At 32.7% G+C, this 19,691-nt stretch carries 14 protein-coding genes and 1 riboswitch; all 14 genes read right to left on the reverse strand.

The window, feature by feature from the left end:
* Positions 1-33 precede the first annotated feature (33 nt).
* The gene (gene alr, locus C3E90_RS05935; protein WP_236914741.1) at positions 34-1,158 is read right to left on the reverse strand and encodes an alanine racemase; all 1,125 of its coding nucleotides are present in this window, start codon (positions 1,156-1,158) and stop codon (positions 34-36) included.
* On the reverse strand, positions 1,155-2,576 hold the full coding sequence (gene ortB, locus C3E90_RS05940) for a 2-amino-4-oxopentanoate thiolase subunit OrtB (protein ID WP_236914742.1): 1,422 nt from the start codon (positions 2,574-2,576) through the stop codon (positions 1,155-1,157). The genes alr and ortB overlap by 4 nt, the downstream gene beginning before the upstream one ends.
* Before the next feature lie 5 nt (positions 2,577-2,581).
* On the reverse strand, positions 2,582-2,890 hold the full coding sequence (ortA, locus tag C3E90_RS05945; RefSeq protein ID WP_236914743.1) for a 2-amino-4-oxopentanoate thiolase subunit OrtA: 309 nt from the start codon (positions 2,888-2,890) through the stop codon (positions 2,582-2,584).
* Between the two features lie 509 nt (positions 2,891-3,399).
* Positions 3,400-5,394, reverse strand: a complete 1,995-nt coding sequence (locus C3E90_RS05950; protein WP_236914744.1) for a sigma-54 interaction domain-containing protein — start codon at positions 5,392-5,394, stop codon at positions 3,400-3,402.
* 102 nt (positions 5,395-5,496) lie between these two features.
* Positions 5,497-5,805: a YerC/YecD family TrpR-related protein gene (locus C3E90_RS05955; RefSeq protein WP_236914745.1), complete on the reverse strand. Its 309-nt coding sequence runs from the start codon at positions 5,803-5,805 to the stop codon at positions 5,497-5,499.
* Between the two features lie 75 nt (positions 5,806-5,880).
* Positions 5,881-7,551, reverse strand: coding sequence for a formate--tetrahydrofolate ligase (locus C3E90_RS05960; RefSeq protein WP_236914746.1), 1,671 nt, complete (start codon positions 7,549-7,551; stop codon positions 5,881-5,883).
* A gap of 289 nt (positions 7,552-7,840) precedes the next feature.
* Positions 7,841-9,151 carry an NCS2 family permease gene (locus C3E90_RS05965; protein ID WP_236914747.1) on the reverse strand — a complete coding sequence of 437 codons (1,311 nt, stop codon included), beginning with the start codon at positions 9,149-9,151 and terminating at the stop codon, positions 7,841-7,843.
* A gap of 19 nt (positions 9,152-9,170) precedes the next feature.
* Positions 9,171-10,427 (reverse strand): phosphoribosylamine--glycine ligase, encoded by a 1,257-nt coding sequence (gene purD / locus C3E90_RS05970; RefSeq protein ID WP_236914748.1) that lies wholly within the window; start codon positions 10,425-10,427, stop codon positions 9,171-9,173.
* 11 nt (positions 10,428-10,438) lie between these two features.
* Positions 10,439-11,971: a bifunctional phosphoribosylaminoimidazolecarboxamide formyltransferase/IMP cyclohydrolase gene (gene purH, locus C3E90_RS05975; RefSeq protein ID WP_236914749.1), complete on the reverse strand. Its 1,533-nt coding sequence runs from the start codon at positions 11,969-11,971 to the stop codon at positions 10,439-10,441.
* A gap of 10 nt (positions 11,972-11,981) precedes the next feature.
* Positions 11,982-12,599 (reverse strand): phosphoribosylglycinamide formyltransferase, encoded by a 618-nt coding sequence (purN, locus tag C3E90_RS05980; protein ID WP_236914750.1) that lies wholly within the window; start codon positions 12,597-12,599, stop codon positions 11,982-11,984.
* Positions 12,593-13,621, reverse strand: a complete 1,029-nt coding sequence (gene purM / locus C3E90_RS05985) for a phosphoribosylformylglycinamidine cyclo-ligase (RefSeq protein ID WP_236914751.1) — start codon at positions 13,619-13,621, stop codon at positions 12,593-12,595. The genes purN and purM overlap by 7 nt, the downstream gene beginning before the upstream one ends.
* 14 nt (positions 13,622-13,635) lie before the next feature.
* Positions 13,636-14,994, reverse strand: a complete 1,359-nt coding sequence (purF, locus tag C3E90_RS05990; protein ID WP_236914752.1) for an amidophosphoribosyltransferase — start codon at positions 14,992-14,994, stop codon at positions 13,636-13,638.
* A gap of 13 nt (positions 14,995-15,007) precedes the next feature.
* A complete protein-coding gene (purE, locus tag C3E90_RS05995; RefSeq protein ID WP_336513012.1) occupies positions 15,008-15,499 on the reverse strand; it encodes a 5-(carboxyamino)imidazole ribonucleotide mutase in 492 nt (163 codons plus the stop codon).
* A gap of 55 nt (positions 15,500-15,554) precedes the next feature.
* Positions 15,555-19,274, reverse strand: coding sequence for a phosphoribosylformylglycinamidine synthase (locus C3E90_RS06000; protein ID WP_442870567.1), 3,720 nt, complete (start codon positions 19,272-19,274; stop codon positions 15,555-15,557).
* A gap of 142 nt (positions 19,275-19,416) precedes the next feature.
* Positions 19,417-19,518, reverse strand: a riboswitch (purine riboswitch).
* Between the last annotated feature and the right edge of the window lie 173 nt (positions 19,519-19,691).

Here is a 19,691-nt window from a genome sequence, read left to right on the forward strand (position 1 = left end):
CTCCTTTAAATTAATTATTTATTTTTAAAAAAATTATTCTATATATTTTCTAGTTACCCTATCAGTTACAAAATTTCTTAGTGTTATGGGACTTGATACTCCACCTAGTATTTCCCCCCATTCCCATGCTGAAATTTGTGCACCATTCTGATTTCCTATAATTACTACCTCATCACCCACCTTTACATCATTTACTTCAGTAACATCAACAATTATTTGATCACAACATACCCTTCCTCGTATAGGACATTTAATGCCATGTACCAGTACAAAACCTTTGTTTGAAAGTTCTCTAGGAATACCATCCCCCCATCCTGCCGATACTATTGCTATTTTTGTGTTTTTATCTGTATAATACATTCTGTTATAACCCACACTCTGTCCTTTAGCTAGTTTTCTTATAAAAATTATCTTAGACTTAAATTCAAAAGACTCCTTTAAATCCAAATTCATTTCTCTTTTCAATGCTGGAAATGGAGTTGTAATCAATGTCCCTACCCTAACTTGATTTAAATACATATGGGGAAAATTAAGTACTCCCCCTGAATTGCAGCAATGTTTATATGGTATATCTATATTGTTATTATTTAATTCATTTAGAACATCCTTGAACTTATTAAATTGAAAATTTGTATATTCGCTCTCAGCATATGATGTTGCCAAGTGTGTGTATATACCCTCTATAAAAATATTTTGGTATTTTTGTATCTTTCTTACCAGCTCAAGAGTGTTTTGAGGTTCAACTCCTATTCTATTCATGCCAGTATTTACCTTTATATTAATTTTTACGGTTTTATCTCTTTTTACTGCTTCCTTTGACAACTTACTAACAAAATCTTCACTACATACGGTCTGCATAAGATTATATTTAACAATATCTTCGATGACATCTTCAAAGGATAAACCTAGTATTAGTATAGGTGCTGTTATTCCTTTTTTTCTGAGGTAAATACCTTCATCTACCGATGCAACGCCTAGTTTTTCAGCTCCGCCTTGTAAAGCAGCTATAGACGTTTCATATCCACCATGACCATATGCATCTGCCTTAACAACTGCCATTAAACATATATCATCACCAATGCGTTTTTTTATTTCTTTAACATTATGTTTAATATTAGATAAATGAATTTCTGTCCAGGTTGGCCAATGTTTTTTCATACCAATACTTTAACCCCCAAATTTTCAAGTGATGCTCTAACAAAATTTGCATCGCTATTAGTATCTTCGATTATAAATTCAAAATCTTCTTTTTCAATAGTTTTTATATCATACTTATTGACAAGATTTTTAATATATCTTATTTTTAAATCTTCTATGTCAATATTTTGCTCATTTATTTGATAAAACTTTTCTGGGATGATTATATTTACCCCTGGTTTATCTTCTTTCGGATTTCCTCGTCTTACTTCTATTCCATTTCTTTTGGCAAATGTAAGTTGTGACATTGGGTGTTTACCAGCACCTGTATATTCTGTTTCTTGAACTACAATTATCTTATCTTTATCTGTTTTCATAGCTATTCCAATTGCAGCTGCAAGTGATGTATTTCCTGCTGGTCCTCTTTCTAACCCTTCTAGTTGACTCAAAGCTTCTGTAGCATAAAAAACCTCTCCCTGAGTTATAGTAACAAATCTGTCCATATATCTAAATATCCTTGAGACATTTCTTGGTACATCAGTACCATCAGGGTTAATTGCTCTAGGTATTCCGAAACCAGTATGTCCTGTAGTAAATGATTTTTTATTAAAATCATTATCTGAAGCCATACTTAAACCATATAAATTTACTGAAGCTGCAACTATTTCAGTATTAATAGCTCCTGCCTTAATAAGACCTCTAGCAGTACCTGTGAGATTTCCTCCTCCTGCAGTAGTAGCAACTACAATATCTGGATATTTACCTTCTAGTTCCATCATTTGATTTGCTATTTCATAGCCAAGGGTTTCAACTCCAGCTACACCAAATGGAACATTTAAAGAAGCGTCAAAGTATCCTGTCTCTTCCAATGTTTTCAAAAACGTATAAAACAATTCAGGACCTACCGTTAACTGTATTACCTCTGCTCCATATGCTTCGCACTTTCTAGTTTTTTCTAATATCTCAGGCTGACCAACCTTTTTAGAATCATAAACTTCCTGTATAATTATGCACTTCAGCCCTCTCTGGGCAGCTTGAGATGCAACTGCAGCACCAAAATTGCCACTTGTAGCAGATACAACACCTTCATATCCTAATTTCTTCGCATGATATACAGATATTGAAGCTCGCCTATCTTTAAAAGAACCTGAAGGATTAGCTGCTTCATCTTTTACAAATATTCTTGCACCCTTTCCAGCTTCTGCATATTTTTTTATTAGCTTATTAATATTTTTGAGTTCTAACAAAGGTGTATTCCCAACCTTTGTCTCTTTTTGTATTTTTATCATTTCCTCTAACGAATATGTTGATTCAGACATCATCCTATTATAATCAAATGCAATTTTACCATATTCAAAATCGTCATAATCAATACCTACAGCTTCCTTTACTATCTGATTTTTTCTAGCCATTAGCTCTTCATATGACAAACCTTTCATCTCTTTCACCTTCTTTCTAATAATTCAATTTCATTTCTTAATTCAATGCCTACATCAATCAACTCTTTAATAGGATTACCGTAATCATATTTATGCCTTGGATTAATATCTGATAACTTTCCTTTTACTTTTCTGCCAATTATTGTTTTAATTTCAACTTCATTGCCTAGTTCTGCACTATCATTTAGTAAGTACCCCTTTCTCCGTTCAACTAGGGGAACTTTCTGGGTATCTGATGGAACCTGAGGTGCCCTAGAACCAGGTTCTAACAAAATATTTTCTATTTCTACCCAATCGCCCATATTGGCTTTCATAATCTCCCTCCTTTCCCTAGAAAACGCTCTGTAAACTTAAATGAAAATTGAGGACTTCAATCCTCTGTGGTACAATGTTTTTGTCAGAAAGCAAACACCCCCTGAGACCAATTAATTTAGAATTAATGTAACTGTATAAAAATTTCAGAATGCATCTGGAATTTATTGCACCTTTAACAATATTGAAAATGATCTAATTATATTTTAGGCTCAAAACAAAGTGAATAAAACAACAAATTGACTATTTACTATATTGTTAAATGCAATACATATGCCAATGCCTAAAAATTTTTAGGATGTAAAGTAGTTTTTTATGCCTATATATTAACCTTTGTCTTGATCACTCAACTTTACTGCAATTACTATATAATGGATTTAAGACAATAGAAACGAAATTATATGAATTATGGGCTTTATTACATTTCAATTATCATAATATTATGAAATATCTATAAGAGACATGGATATTAAATGCCAACACCTGGTTAAATTTAACCAGGTGTTGGCATTTAATTATATTTTCTTAAAGTTTTTATACCTAAATCAGTAATACTTGAACCCAAATTGCCATAAGATTCTATTAGTTCCATATTGATTAAATTACTTATTATTCTTCTAATTTTGCCCTCTCCTATTTCTTTTCCTTCTATTTTAGCAAAATCTGTAAGTTTTGTTCTTCCTAATGGAATATTCTTATATTTTTCAAACTGTGATAAAACCCATAACTCATTAGCATCTAAAATAACCTCGTTATACTTCATTCTATCATACATATAACTATGTAATGACCATATTGCAATTTTCTTACCTTCGTAAATTAATGAAAGATATTCAGTTAAATTAATTAACTCTCTTACATTTCCTGGCCATTTGTAATTTTTGAGAAAGGCAATCGTTTCTTCCTCGAAAAATTCATCTAACGACTTTATTGGTTCATTGGATAAATCAGATAAATTAACATTAATAAAATGTTTTAACATATACACTATATCCTCTATTCTTTCTCGCAAAGGTATTGTTTCCAATGGTAGTATGTTTAATCTAAAAAATAAATCAAGTCTAAATCTATTTTCTTCAATTAAATTTAATAAATTTTTGTTAGTTGCTGCAATTATTCTAACATCTATTGGAAATTCATCAGCACTTCCTACTTTCCTAATCTTTTTTTCTTCAAGAACTCTCAACAATTTTGCTTGAACATTTAAGGGAACATCCCCAATCTCATCAATGAAAATCGTTCCCCCATTAGCAATTTCAAATATTCCCAACTTTCCACCTTTAATTGCACCTGTAAATGTTCCTTCTTCATAACCAAAAAGTTCTGATTCTACTAAATTTTTAGGAAGTGTAGCAATGTTTATTGGAACAAAGGCATTTTTATTTCTAAAAGAGTTCATATGTATTGCTTGAGCCAATATTTCTTTTCCTGTGCCACTTTCTCCAGAAATAATAATAGCCCCATCACTTTTTGCAAACTTCTTAGCCCTCTTTAACATTTTTACTACATTTTTATTAATAGTAAGGTAGTCATCAAAGTTTAATAATTTCTTTTTATTGTATCTAGCCGGAGCTTTGTCAGATTTTAAGTCTGTTTTGGAGCTATAGTTATTGTATGTCACTAAAATAATGTATCCAATTTTTCTTGAAAAATTAACTTGTCTAACTTGAACTAACAATTCTTTATTTTCAATTTGAATAGTAATAACGTTATTGTCTTTTAATTCTATCGTATTATCAAATATTAAATCATTTAATTTCTTTCCAAGTAAATCCTTTTTTTTAAGTCCAAGGATATATTCAAACTTTGAATTAATATTCATTATCTTACCTTCAAGATTTACAAAAGCTACCCCATATTCTAAGTTATTTACTATCGTTTGTAATATTTTCTGAGATTCATAGCTAGCCCTCCTGCTTTCTTCTATAGATTTGGAAATTTCTATAATATCCCTTATATAATCAGTAACTAAACTATTTTTTAAATATTTATCTAAACCTAAATTTGATGCTAAATCATGTATAGATTGAATATCAAGAATTCTAGTACCTATGTCGATTAGTTTATTAGGCTTATACGGTAACAACTGACTTTCTCCAGGAGTAATTGCTATCTCTAATTTTGGATATGAATTACAACCTGGATAATATTGGTGATACCTTATATGATCAAGCCCTAATTCAATAAGTTGTTCAATAGCCTCTTGAGTAGATTCATAACTATCATTAATAAACAGCACATCTTTTCCTTCTTCAATACTGATTAATTCTGCTATATTCTTATGGTCAATTAATCTTTTTGCAATCATATTAGGAATATTAGCATCAATATATTTAATAGCTCTTCTTTGCAGGTATGCACTCGTAAATAGAATCAAATCAACATCCACAGGATTAGACCTTATTTCTGAAATAAGCATAGATTTAATAATTAAATGATTCCCAAATAAATCATTTAATTGGTTTGTTATTTTAAGACCAGTATTCCTACCTTCACTAACTATCAACAGTTTTTTAATAATGCTACCCCCTTAACATTACTAATAGCATTAAATATAATAATCCCAGCACCAATATTCAAATATTAGTGCTGGATTTTTATATTTAGTTTATTCGTCTTTTAAATAGCCTAATTTTTTAAAAACAATTTTGTATCCGTCTACCCCATAATTTAATGACCTGTTAATCCTACTGATGGTAGCAGTGCTAGCTCCAGTTTTTTGTTCAATTTCATTGTAGGTATTGTTCAGGGTCAATAGTTTTGCTACCTCTAGTCTTTGAGCAATAGATTGGATTTCTTTTATTGTGCAAATATCTTCAAAAAATCGATAACATTCTTCAATGGTTTCCAGTTTCAATACAGCTTGGAATAAATTATCCACCTGTTCACTTCTTATTTTGGAATTATACCCAACCACTACTTCACCCCCATATATCAATTTTTTCCACTCAGCCCAAAAAAGTCTGGAGAAATCATTCTCCAGACTTTTAAACTAGAACAGTCCTACTATTTCTCCGCTTTCTAATATATCTATATTATTGGCAGCTGGAACTCTTGGCAATCCTGGCATAGTCATAATTTCACCAGTTAATGCAACTAAGAATCCTGCACCAGCGGATATCCTTATATCTCTTACAGTTATTTTAAATCCTTTTGGTCTTGCTAATAGTGTTGGATCGTCGGATAATGAATATTGAGTTTTTGCCATACAAATTGGCATATTATCTAAACCAATTTCTTCTATTTGTTTTATTCTCTTTTCACATGATTTTGTATATTCCACTCCATCTGCTCCATAGACTTCAGTGGCTATCTTGTGAATTTTATCCTTTATGGAGTCATTGGAATCGTACAGAGGTTTAAAGCTTGAAGGTTTAGTTTCTACTACTTCTACCACTTTCTTAGCTAATTCTATCCCACCTTCTCCACCTTTCCCCCATACTTCAGTAAGTACTGCTACAGCGCCTAATTCTTCTGTTCTTTTAATAATATAGTCTAATTCAGCCTCTGTATCTGTTGGGAATCTATTTATAGCAACAACAGCAGGTACTCCAAATTTGTTAACATTTTCAATATGTTTCTCTAGGTTTTCATACCCTTTTGCTAAAGCCTCTAAGTTTTCATCCCCTAGTTGGTCTTTTTTAACTCCGCCATGATGTTTCAACGCTCTTACTGTAGCAACAATTACTGCTGCATTTGGTTTTAAATCGCCAAATCTTGCTTTTATATTAAAGAATTTCTCTGCGCCTAAATCTGCACCAAAGCCTGCCTCAGTTACAGTATAGTCAGCTAGTTTTAGTCCAAGTCTAGTGGCCAACATAGAATTACATCCGTGGGCTATATTTGCAAAAGGTCCTCCATGGATAAGGGCTGGAGTATTTTCCAATGTTTGAACTAGATTAGGATTAATAGCATCCTTCATAAGTAAAGCTACTGATCCTTGAGCCTTTAAATCCTTAGCAAATACGGGGCTTCCATCATATTTATAAGCTACTAATATTTTTCCAATTCTAGTTTTAAAATCCTCTAAATCATCTGACAAACAGAAAATTGCCATAATCTCAGAAGCTACTGTAATATCAAATCCATCTTCTCTAGGTACACCATTAGGTCTTCCTCCAAGGCCAACAACTATATTTCTTAATGCTCTGTCATTCATATCTAGAACTCTTTTCCAAAGAACTCTCCTTGGGTCGATGTTTAATTCATTGCCCTGATGAATATGATTATCTAATAGGGCTGCTATTAGATTATGTGCTGTAGTTATTGCGTGGAAATCTCCGGTGAAATGTAAGTTAATATCTTCCATAGGTAGTACCTGAGAATATCCACCACCAGCTGCTCCCCCTTTGATACCAAAACTTGGCCCTAGGGAAGGTTCTCTTAATGCAGTGACGGCTTTTTTACCAATTTTATTTAATGCCATGCTTAGACCAATATTTACTGTAGTTTTTCCTTCCCCTGCTGGAGTTGGTGTAATGGCAGTTACAAGTATTAGTTTCCCATCCTCTTTATCTTTTAATCTTTCTAGTACATCTAAGTTGACTTTTGCTTTATATTTACCATAATGCACTAGGTCATCCTCTTTTAATCCTAATTGTTCTGCCACCTCTGTAATTGGGAGCATTTTTGCTTCTTGAGCAATTTGAACATCCGTTTTCACGTATATACCTCCTCATATTTTATTATTTAATCCTTGACCAAATATCAATAAATATAAATTAACTTCCCCAAATATAATAGTATGTACCTTGCTTCTATTGTATTCAAAGATAGATATAATCTTATGCTTGGGTTGTTGTATAATAAAGTATTTGTCAAATTTTAGTATTATTTTATACAACTATATAGTATTATATCAAATTTTTGGGACTTTTTGAAATGCTTTTCTATTTGTTGAATATTTTGTTGATACAATAAAGGTAGCATATAAAATATGCTACTCAAAAAACCTAAGATATAACGATTCTTAAAATAAATAATAATGCCAAAAAGTACATAACTGGGGATACTTCTTTTCCTCTTCCAGTAAGAAGCTTTAATATTACATAGGATACCATACCAAATACAATACCTTCTGCTATGCTGTATGCCAAAGGCATCATTATAATAGTTAAAAAAGCAGGAATTGCTTCAGTAAAATCATCTAAATTTATTTTCTTTATTGGGCTCATCATAAATAAACCTACAATAACCAATACAGGTGCAGTGGCTGCTGATGGTACCATGGTAAATATAGGAGCAAAGAATAAAGCCAGTGCAAACATAATAGCCGTAGTTAATGAAGTAAGACCAGTCCTTCCCCCTTCTGCTACTCCTGAAGCAGATTCTACATAAGTAGTTACTGTACTAGTTCCTAAACAAGCTCCTACTACTGTACCGATAGCATCTGCCATCAGTGCATTACTAACCCTTGGTAGTTTTCCTTCTTCATCTAACATTTCAGCCTTTGAAGCAACACCTACTAAAGTACCTACAGTATCAAATATATCCACGAATAAAAATGTAAACACTACTACCAGCATATCTAGAGAAAATATCTCTTCAAATCCAACAAATTGGAAGGCCACAGATTTTAAGGATGGAGGTAAACTAATAATACTTTTTAAACCAAATCCTTCTGGTAATACAGTCACTCCCAAAGGTATGCCTATTATAGTAGTTAGAATAATACCTATTAATAATGCACCTCTAACGTTCTTTGCCAATAATATTCCAGTAATGATTAATCCTATTAATGCAAGAATAGGGGCTGAGGCTTTAAGGTTACCTAAACCAATTAAAACTCCATCTCCTGCCACTATTATTTCTGCTCCAGAAAGACCGATAAAAGCTATAAAAAGTCCTATACCAACAGATACTGCATTCTTCAAATTCATAGGAATTGCATCGAATATTGCTTCCCTAGCTTTTATAAAAGACAACAGTATAAAAATAATACCTTCAATCAATACTGCTGTTAGAGCAAATTGCCATGATTTCCCCATAGGCCCTAATACTACAGTAAAAGCAAAAAAAGCATTAAGTCCCATGCCTGGTGCTAGGGCAAAGGGATATTTAGCATATAAAGCCATTATTATGGTAGCAATAAAAGCTGATAAAGCTGTTGCTGTAAATACACCACCAACATCCATACCTGTTTTTGATAAAATATCTGGATTTACAATTAAAATATATGCCATAGTCATGAAAGTAGTGATTCCTGCAAGTATTTCAGTTCTTGAATCAGTATGATGTTCTTTTAATTTAAAATAATTTTCCATCTATAAGTCCTCCTTGAATTTAGTCAATTTTTGCTATATCCTTTCTAAAATAAATTCCATCAAAATCTAATTTAGAAATGTTTTTATATATTTTTTCTCTGGCTTCTTCTAAAGAATCCCCTAAGGCGGTTATTGATATTACTCTGCCACCATTAGTATATAATCTTCCCTCCTTTTCTATGGTTCCATTATGGAATATTATTATATCTTCATCTACATCTTTAAGGCTTGTTATCTCCTTCCCTTTTTCATATTTCCCAGGGTAGCCCTTTGATGTAGCTACTACCGTTACACATCTTTTATCGTTCCAAATTAAATCCTCTTTAATTAAGTTGCCTTTTAATGTTTTTTCAAAAATATCTATTATATCGGATTTAAGCCTTGGAATTAAAACCTCAGTTTCTGGGTCACCAAATCTAACGTTAAACTCTAATACCTTTGGCATGTCCTTAGTTATCATTAAACCTATAAATATTATGCCATAATAGTCTATTTTTTCTTCTTTTAAACCCAATTGGATTTGAGTCAAAATTTCTTTTTCAATGGTTGTTTCTAAATCTTTATTAAATAATATATTAGGAGAATAACAACCTACTCCTCCAGTATTTGGCCCTTCATCATTTTCAAATATCTGTTTATAATCTTTTGCGCTTTCCATAGGAACTATTTTCCCATCTGAAACAAAACATAGTAAAGAAGCTTCTATCCCTTCTAAAAACTCTTCAATTATAACAGTCTCTCCTGCAGAACCAAAGGCTTTGTCCTTCATTATGTAATTTAAGCTGTCTATACCTTCTTCTCTAGTATTACAAATTATTACACCTTTACCTAGACATAATCCATCTGCTTTTATTACTAATGGGTAATTAAATTTATCCAATCCATGGATGGCCTCTTCCAAATCCGTATATCTTTCATACTTTCCAGTAGGTATATTATATTTTTCCATAAAGCCTTTAGCATAGGCCTTGGACCCTTCCAGTTGAGCACCTTTTTTATTAACTCCAAAGATCTTTAATCCCTTTTCATTAAATCTATCCACTATTCCCATTACTAAAGGCCCCTCTGGACCTACTACTGTTAAATCAATATTTTCTTTTATTGCAAAATCCAATAATTTATCAATCTCCTCTGGCTGAATATCAATATTCTCAGCTATCTCCTTTGTACCTCCATTACCTGGAGCACAGTATACCTTAGAGACTTTTTTACTTTCAGCAATTTTCCAGCATAGAGCATGTTCTCTTCCACCACTACCTATGACTAAAACCTTCATAGTATCACTCCTTAATGTTTGAAATGTCTCATTCCTGTAAACATCATAGCTATTCCATTTTTATCTGCTTCAACTATAGATTCTTCATCTCTCAAAGACCCACCAGGCTGAATTATAGCAGTTACCCCTGCTTTTGCCAAAGCTTCTACGGAATCCTTAAATGGGAAAAATCCATCTGAAGCCAGTACAGAACCCTTTACCTTTTCTCCTGCTCTTTCAATGGCAGCTTTCACTGCCCATACCCTATTTACCTCTCCCATACCAATTCCAATAGTTCCTTTATTCTTTGCTAATAATACACTATTGGATTTAACATTTTTTACTGCCTTCCAACTAAAGAGTAAATCTTCCATTTCCTCGTCTGTAGGTTTTCTTTTGGTGACTACTTTCAACTCTTCTCCTAACAATACTGTATCCCTTTCTTGAATTAGTATTCCTCCAAGAACTTTTTTTACATCTAGGGAAGGATAATCTTTTTTCATTATATTAGGTATTCTAAGTACCCTTATATTCTTTTTAGAAGTTAGAATTTCTAAGGCTTTCTTAGTAAAGGCTGGTGCCATTACTATTTCAACGAATATGTCATTAATTCTTTTGGCCACGTCTTCATCGATTTCTCTATTTGCACTTATTATGCCTCCAAAAATAGAGATTTTATCCGATTCATAGGCTTTATTATAAGCTTCCAATAAATCCTTTCCACTGCCTATACCACAAGGATTCGCATGTTTTACTGCTACTACTGTAGGTTCGTCGAATTCCTTTAATATCTCTAAAGCACCATTTCCATCGTTGATATTATTAAAGGATAATTCCTTTCCATGAAGCTTAATAGCTCCTGCAATAGTACCCTCTAAATTACCTGCTTCTTTATAAAAGGCTGCCTTTTGATGTGGATTCTCTCCATATCTTAATTCTTGTTTTTCCTTAAAAGATAGTGAAATAATCTCTGGAAAATCTACTGATTCTAGACTATTAAAATAGTTTCCAATCAATGAATCATAGTATGCAGTATATTGATATACCTTCCTTGCCAATGCTCTTCTCAAATCAATAGAGGTTTCACCTTTTGATTTTAATTCTTCTATGACCTTTTCATAATCGGAAGGGTCTATAACCACAGTAACGTATTTATAATTTTTAGCTGCAGCTCTAATCATAGAAGGACCGCCAATATCTATATTTTCTATAATTTCTTCATGGCTTACCCCTTCTTTTTTTACTGTTTCTTCAAAAGGATATAAATTGTTGATTACCATGTCTACAGATTTAATATTTAAATCCTCTAAGGTTTTTTTATGTTCCTCACTATCCCTTTTATACAATAAACCTCCATGGATATTGGGATGAAGGGTTTTTACTCTTCCATCTAATATTTCAGGAAAATGTGTAACATCCTCTATATCAATAATGTCAATACCTGCTTCCTTTAATATTTTGCTTGTTCCACCTGTGGAGATTATTTCCCAACCTAAACCAACTAATTCTTTTGCAAAATCAATAATTCCTTTTTTATCATAAACGCTTATTAATGCTCTTTTCATCTAATCACTCCTATATAATTCTTACCTTTTTCCCTTCAATAGCTAGTCTGCCTTCACAGAAAAGTCTTATAGCCTCAGGTAGTAGCTCATGTTCAACTTTTAACACTCTTTCCTTCAAACTTTCTACAGTATCATTATCCTTTATCTCCACTGCCTTTTGAAGGATAATAGGTCCTGTATCCGTTCCTTCATCAACAAAATGGACTGTAACTCCAGTAAGTTTTACTCCTCTTTCTAGAGCCATTTCATGTACTCTTTCTCCATAACAGCCTTTCCCACAAAAGCTAGGTATTAAAGATGGATGAATATTTATTATTCGTCCTCTATATCTATAGATAAATTCCTCAGATAAAATATTCAAATAACCTGCAAGGACCACTAATTCTACCTTTCTTTTAGATAATTCTTCTATTATCTTTTTATTATATTCTTCTCTTGAATTGAATTCTTTTCTATTTATATATATAGTTTCAATTCCTGCCTTTTTTGCCCTGATAAGACCATAGGCGTCTTTTCTATTGGATATTACTATCTGGAGTTTACCATCTATTTTCCCATTTTTAATATTATCTATAATTGCTTGAAGATTGGTTCCACTTCCAGATATTAATACCCCTATATTTACCATATCGAAACCTTCTCCTCTCCCTTTTCAATTCTTCCTAATAGGGTAAATTCTTCATTTTTTTCTTTTAATTGATCAATTATTTCCTCTGCTTCATCTTTATCAACTATTAACACCATTCCTATTCCCATATTAAAGGTAGAATACATCTCTTTTTCACTTATATTTCCCCATTTTGCTAGTAGATGGAATATTTCTGGAGTGTTTATTTTAGAAATATCAATATTAGCTGTTAACTTATCAGGAACAATTCTAGGTATATTTTCATAAAATCCACCGCCAGTTATATGGACTATTCCTTTAATATTGAATTTCTCTATTAAAGGTAGTGCTGCCTTTGTATATATTCTAGTAGGCTTCAATAATTCTTCTCCTATGGTATTATCTAGTTCAGGAATGAATTCATCTACTTCAAATTTCATCTTATCAAATACTATCTTTCGAACAAGGGAATAACCATTGCTATGGACACCACTAGATGGTAGACCTATAATAACATCTCCTTCTTCTACCTTTGAACCATCAATAATCTTTTCCCTCTCCACTACTCCTACACAAAAACCTGCTAAATCGTATTCATCTTCTTTATAAAAACCTGGCATTTCAGCTGTTTCACCACCGATTAAAGCTGCTTCTCCCTTTATACAACCATTGGCTATACCCTCTACAATTGCTGCCATCTTTTCAGGAATTAGCTTTCCTGTAGCAATATAGTCTAAAAAGAATAAAGGCTTTGCTCCTTGGCAGAGTATATCGTTAACGCACATGGCTACACAGTCTTCTCCAATGGTATTGTGTTTATCCATCATAAAGGCTATTTTCAACTTAGTTCCCACTCCATCGGTACCGGAAACCAAAACTGGTTCCTTATAGGATTTAGCATCTAACTGAAATAGACCTGAAAAACCACCAATATCTGATAACACACCTTCTTTGTAAGTCTTCTTTAACATATCCTTTATCAATTGGACTTCTTTGTAACCTGCTTCTTTATCTACGCCTGCCTCCTTATAGGTAAGTTTCATAGCATTTCTCCTCTCTATAATAAATCTTTACTTACTGGATACTCACCACTAAAACATCCAGTACAATAGCCGTTTTCTCCTTCTACTGCCTCCATTAGGCCTTCTAAGGATAGAAAACATAGGGAATCAGCCCCTATGATATCCTTTATTTCATCAATGGTTTTTTCACCTGCTATTAGATTTTCCCTTTTTGGGGTATGCATTCCTAGATTACAAGGATATTTTACAGGTGGCGCTGCTACCCTTACATGAACTTCTTTAGCCCCTGCTTTTTTTAGCATTCCCACTATTCTCCTCATAGTAGTACCTCTTACTATAGAATCATCTACCAGTATTACTCGCTTTCCTTCTACATTTTCCTTCAATACATTTAATTTGATTCTAACTCCCTGTTCCCTTAATTCCTGAGTAGGTTGTATAAAGGTTCTTCCTACATATCTATTTTTTATTAAACCTTCATCATAAGGAATTTTAGATTCTTCTGCATATCCAATGGCTGCTACCGTTCCAGAGTCAGGGGCAGAGATTACTATATCACCTTTTGCTGGACATTCCTCAGCTAGGTTACGTCCTGCTTTCCGTCTCAAAAGATATATGCTCTTCCCATCTAATTTACTATCTGGTCTAGCCAAATATATTATTTCAAAAAGACAAATATTTTTTTCTTTAGCTTCTTTTGTTCTAACGGATTTTATGTCTCCATCGATTATTACTACCATTTCCCCTGGTTCTACATCTCTGATAAATTCTGCTCCTATGGTGTCAAGGGCACAAGTTTCAGAAGATAGTATATAATCATTTCCCAACTTTCCTATACATAAGGGTTTTAATCCATAAGGGTCTCTAACACCAATTAGCCTATCATTAGTCATGGTAACCAATGCATAGGAGCCCTTAATATCCTTAACAGCTTTTATTATGGCTTGCTCTATATCCTCCATATGGTATCTAGCTATTAAATTGGCAATTACTTCAGTATCGATGGAAGACTGAAATATTACTCCATCATCCTCCATTTTTTCTCTCAATTCTATAAAATTCACAAGACTTCCATCATAAGCTAGAGCCAATGCTCCTTTTTTATATCCTACAACTAAAGGCTCTGCATTTGCTGTAGTAGTCACTATTGGGCTTCCAGACCTAACATGTCCTATGCCTATATTGCCTCTTAGCCTGTTCAATACATCTTTATTTAATACCTCATGGGCCAATCCTAAATCCTTATAATAATCTATATATCCATTGTTATTTATTGCCACTCCAGCACTAACTTGACCTCTATGCTGAAGAGCATATAATCCATAATAGATTATCTTAGATATATCTCTTTTATCCTTACTGTATATTCCAAAAACTCCACACAAATTTTTCACCCTTTCGGCTTCATTAAATATTCCTTATTTTCTTATCCATTTCTTTAACTTCTTCTGCCATTTCCAATTTATATTCTTTGAATTTTTCCCTTAACTCTGGATATTTTACTGATAGAATTTGAACTGCTAAGAGCCCTGCATTTTCTCCACCATTAATGGCTACAGTAGCTACTGGAACACCTTTAGGCATTTGAACTATGGATAATAAGGAGTCCAATCCATCCATGGTAGATGATTTTATAGGCAGCCCAATAACTGGAAGGGGAGTTATACCAGCTATAACGCCAGCTAAATGAGCTGCCTTACCTGCAGCAGCAATTATTACTTCTATCCCTCTTTCTTCAGCTGTTCTTGCATATTCTGCTGCTTCAAAAGGGGTTCTATGGGCAGAAATGACCCTTGTTTCCATTTCCACACCAAATTTTTCTAAGATATTAATAGATTTTTCCACAATTTCTTTATCAGAGATACTTCCCATTATAATAGCAACCTTCATTTTATACATCCTTTCTTTTTCATTCAAGACAAGAGAACCGTCCCCCTGTCTTATGTCTTACAATTTAACTAAAATAATCTACTCCTGCTTTAAATAATCCGTCTTCTTTACTTCTTTCCACATTCTTATATAATCCTTCACCTAATCTATCTGAATTAGCAACTCTACCTAATATTCTTCCATCTGGGCTTGTTATACTTTCTATATTATAAATGGAGCCTGTTAGATTTTCATCTAGGTACTGGGTTGCTATTTGTCCCTTTTCTATTAGGCTTTCTATTATCTCCTTATTTCCAACTATCCTTCCTTCCTTAGTGGATAGGGGTAATATTTGAACATCTCCTACCGTTGTATTATTAAACCAAGGTGATAAGTTAGATACAATTTTCACCTTTGCCATAGTGGATATATGGTAGCCTAAATTATTGTAAGTTATATTGATGGAATTTTTATCTAAATCCTTAATCTCACCATAAGGTATGAGACCAGATTTAATTAAGCCTTGGAACCCATTGCCTATTCCTAATATTAAACCATCTCTATAGTTTAACAGTTCCATTAAAGCCTCTTTCATATAGGAATTTTTCAATATATTGGCTAATAATTTTCCTCCACCATCAGGTTCATCCCCTAATATTGCTCCATCAGGTAAACCAAGTATTTGAGCTTCTTTTATCCTTCTTGCCATCTCTTTTAAAGAATCCTCTATTGTATTTTTATCAAAAGTTCTAAATACAAAGGTTTCAACTTCAGCTCCTGCATTTTCAAAGGATTTTGTCATATCATATTCTCCATAGGTGCCAGTAAATATAGGAATAAACACCTTTGGCTTTGCTATTTTTACACTTGCTTTTTTGATTTTACCATCAGAATATAAGATTTCTTTAGGTTCATATATATGATTATCCTTTGCAGGGAATACATCCATCAATGGTTTATTCCATTCTTCTATTAATAGATTTAAATCCAATTTTTCATTAGATATTTCTATATATTCTTCCTCTAGGGTATTTCCTAATAATCTATAATCTAAGCCTCTCAATAGCTCTTCTGGTTTATCTTTCATTTCTACTATAATAGAGCCATATAAAGGTAAGAATAAATCTTCTTCCCTATAATCATCAAGGAATTTAAATCCTATTTTATTTCCAAAAGTCATTTCTGATATACTTCTTGCTATACCTCCAGATTTCACTGTAGAGGCAGATATTATCTTTCCATCATCTATTAATTCCTTTATCCTTATATAGTTATTTTTCAACTGTTCAAAATCTACCATCCCATGTTCATCTATATATAATGGGATTAATACTACATTATTTCTGGCTTCTTTAAATTCTGGAGAAATAATGTTTTGGACCTTATCTGAAGTAACTGCAAAACTGATTATTGTTGGAGGTACATCAATATCTTCAAAAGTACCTGACATACTATCCTTACCACCAATACTTGGAATATCCAGCTTTTTCTCCGCTAGAAAAGCTCCCAGCAAAGCAGCAAAGGGTTTACCCCATTTTTTATGATCTTTATCTAATCTTGCAAAATATTCTTGGAAAGTTAATCTTACTTTCCTAAAATCTCCTCCCATAGCTGTAATCTTTGCCAAAGATTCAACAACCGCAAAAATACCTCCATGGAAAGGACTCCATTTTGAAAGATTTGGATCAAATCCATAACTCATTAATGAACAAGTATTGGTTTCTCCCTCTAAAACTGGAATCTTAGCAACCATTCCCTCTGTAGTAGTCAATCTATATTTACCACCTAAAGGCATTAGAACTGTCCCACTACCTACACTATGGTCGAATTTTTCTATAAGACCTTTTTGATTGGCGTGGTTTAGGTAAGTTAGATTTTTTATCCAGTTTTCTTTAATATCTTTTCCATCTAAATAGGATGGTTTATGGTGTAAATAAGCTGTTTCACTAGGGTTTTCCACAGATACTTTTATCTTTTTCCTTATTCCATTGGTATCTAAAAATTCTCTAGATATATTAACTATAGGATTCCCTCTCCAATTCATAAATAACCTATTATCAGCGGTGACTGTAGCAACTACTGTAGTCTCCAAATCCTCTTCTTCTGCATATTTAATAAAAGATTCTAGATTTTCTTTATGGATTACTACTGCCATCCTTTCTTGTGATTCAGAAAGAGCAATTTCTGTTCCATCTAGTCCTGGATATTTAAGTGGAACTTTGTCTAAGTCTATATTCAACCCAGGTGCTAATTCTCCTATGGCTACCGAAACACCACCAGCACCAAAATCGTTACATTTCATGATCATTTTACTTAAATTTTCGTTTCTAAATAGTCTAAGTATTTTTCTTTCAAGTGGAGGATTTCCTTTTTGAACTTCTGCTCCACCAGTTTCTAAAGATTCTTCTGTATGTTTTCTTGAAGAACCTACTGCACCGCCTAGCCCATCTTTTCCTGTCCTACCTCCTACTAACAAAACTATATCCCCAGGTTCAGAAGATTTTCTTATTACATTTTCTCTAGGTGCAGCTGCTACTAAAGCTCCAACTTCCATTCTCTTGGCTACATATCCCTCATGATATATTTCCCTTACATATCCACCAGGAACACCTATCTGATTCCCATAGGAACTATAACCTTCCATGGCAGATTGGGTAATCTTTCTTTGTGGTAGCTTACCAGCTAATGTGTTTTCGAAACTTTGTCTTGGATCGCTTGCTCCTGTAATCCTCATAGCTTGATATACATAAGCTCTACCAGAAAGAGGATCTCTTATACATCCTCCTAAACATGTAGAAGCTCCACCAAAAGGTTCTATCTCTGTTGGGTGGTTATGGGTTTCATTTTTAAACATTAAAAGCCATTTTTCTATCTTTCCATCTACATCTACATCTATTTCTATACTGGCTGCATTCACTTCTTCTGATTCTTCTAAATCATCTAATAATCCTTTTTTCTTTATCTCCTTCATATTTATAGTTGCTAAATCCATTAAAGATATTGCTTTCTCTCTATCTTCATAAACATATTCTCTAGAATCTAAATATTCTTTGAAGGCTTCCTCTATTAGAGGTTTGTATTTACTCTCTTCAAATTTTATCTCTTCTATTTTTGTCATAAAGGTTGTATGTCTACAGTGATCAGACCAATAGGTATCTATTACCTTTAACTCAGTAATAGTTGGGTTTCTCTTTTCCTCATCTCTAAAATACTTTTGAGTGAATAATAAATCTTCCATGTCTAAACCCAATCCATATTTTTCTTTCATCAAGGCAATTTCTTTATCTGTCATCCTGATAAAATTTTCTATTATTTCTATTTCATCTTCAGCTTCTTCATATTTTTCGTAATGGATGAAATCCATATCTATTTCTCTCATCTCTACAGGATTTATATAGTAATCCTTAATTAAATTTAATTCTTCATCACCTATACCTTCTATTACAATTATCTTTGAATGTTTAACCTTAATATCTTTATTCCCCAATAATATATAAATAGATTGGTTAGCTGAATCTTCCCTTTGATTGTATTGACCTGGAACGAATTCAACTCTAAAGAATTTTTCATCCTGATTCAATGGAAGAGTTGCTTCATATAAGTAATCTAGATTTTTTTCCCAAAGTACATTTTTAACTATTTGGTCATATTCTCCATCATTTGCATTGAAAATATCGTAAATATTAATAACCCTTATCCTCTTTAGAGATTTCACTCCTAAATAATCTCTAAAATCTCTATACAAATTACCTGCTTCAGTATTGAATTCTTCTTTTTTTTCAATAAATATTCTATTAATATTCACATTCAAACCTCCTTGAAATATATAAAGCCCAGTCAGGTAGGTTAAGCGAAACCTACCCGACTGGGCTTTTATCCCTTCGGTGTAACATTGTCCATGACAATATCTGTACCGCTCGGTCCAGACAAGGTATTCCCCTCGGAACCCTAGGTACACTTTCGCTCATAGCCAAATGATTTACGGTCATTTCGTAGAAACTTCTCAACCATATTATGAGAATTATATGAGCTTAATATTCATTTTATTTATTACACTTCCATATTATCAATATGATTAATATAAGTCAAGAATTGTTTTAGAACTATTACTACTAAAATATCCACCCCAGTTTTACAGCAAATAATTAAACAGAAAACACTATGACCTTGTAATTGTAATATTTACAAGGAATATTTTTTGTCAAATTTAAATCTTTTTAGG

Origin of the sequence: Clostridium sp. Cult2, assembly GCF_021655075.1 — a bacterium.
Lineage (GTDB): Bacteria > Bacillota > Clostridia > Tissierellales > Tepidimicrobiaceae > Schnuerera.

Coding starts and splice junctions, on each gene's coding strand:
- purE (WP_336513012.1), bottom strand. CDS start 15,499: ATGTATAAAATGAAGGTTGCTATTATAATGGGAAGTATCTCTGATAAA.
- purM (WP_236914751.1), bottom strand. CDS start 13,621: ATGAAACTTACCTATAAGGAGGCAGGCGTAGATAAAGAAGCAGGTTAC.
- ortB (WP_236914742.1), bottom strand. CDS start 2,576: ATGAAAGGTTTGTCATATGAAGAGCTAATGGCTAGAAAAAATCAGATA.
- alr (WP_236914741.1), bottom strand. CDS start 1,158: ATGAAAAAACATTGGCCAACCTGGACAGAAATTCATTTATCTAATATT.
- C3E90_RS05965 (WP_236914747.1), bottom strand. CDS start 9,151: ATGGAAAATTATTTTAAATTAAAAGAACATCATACTGATTCAAGAACT.
- purN (WP_236914750.1), bottom strand. CDS start 12,599: ATGGTAAATATAGGGGTATTAATATCTGGAAGTGGAACCAATCTTCAA.
- ortA (WP_236914743.1), bottom strand. CDS start 2,890: ATGAAAGCCAATATGGGCGATTGGGTAGAAATAGAAAATATTTTGTTA.
- purH (WP_236914749.1), bottom strand. CDS start 11,971: ATGAAAAGAGCATTAATAAGCGTTTATGATAAAAAAGGAATTATTGAT.
- purD (WP_236914748.1), bottom strand. CDS start 10,427: ATGAAGGTTTTAGTCATAGGTAGTGGTGGAAGAGAACATGCTCTATGC.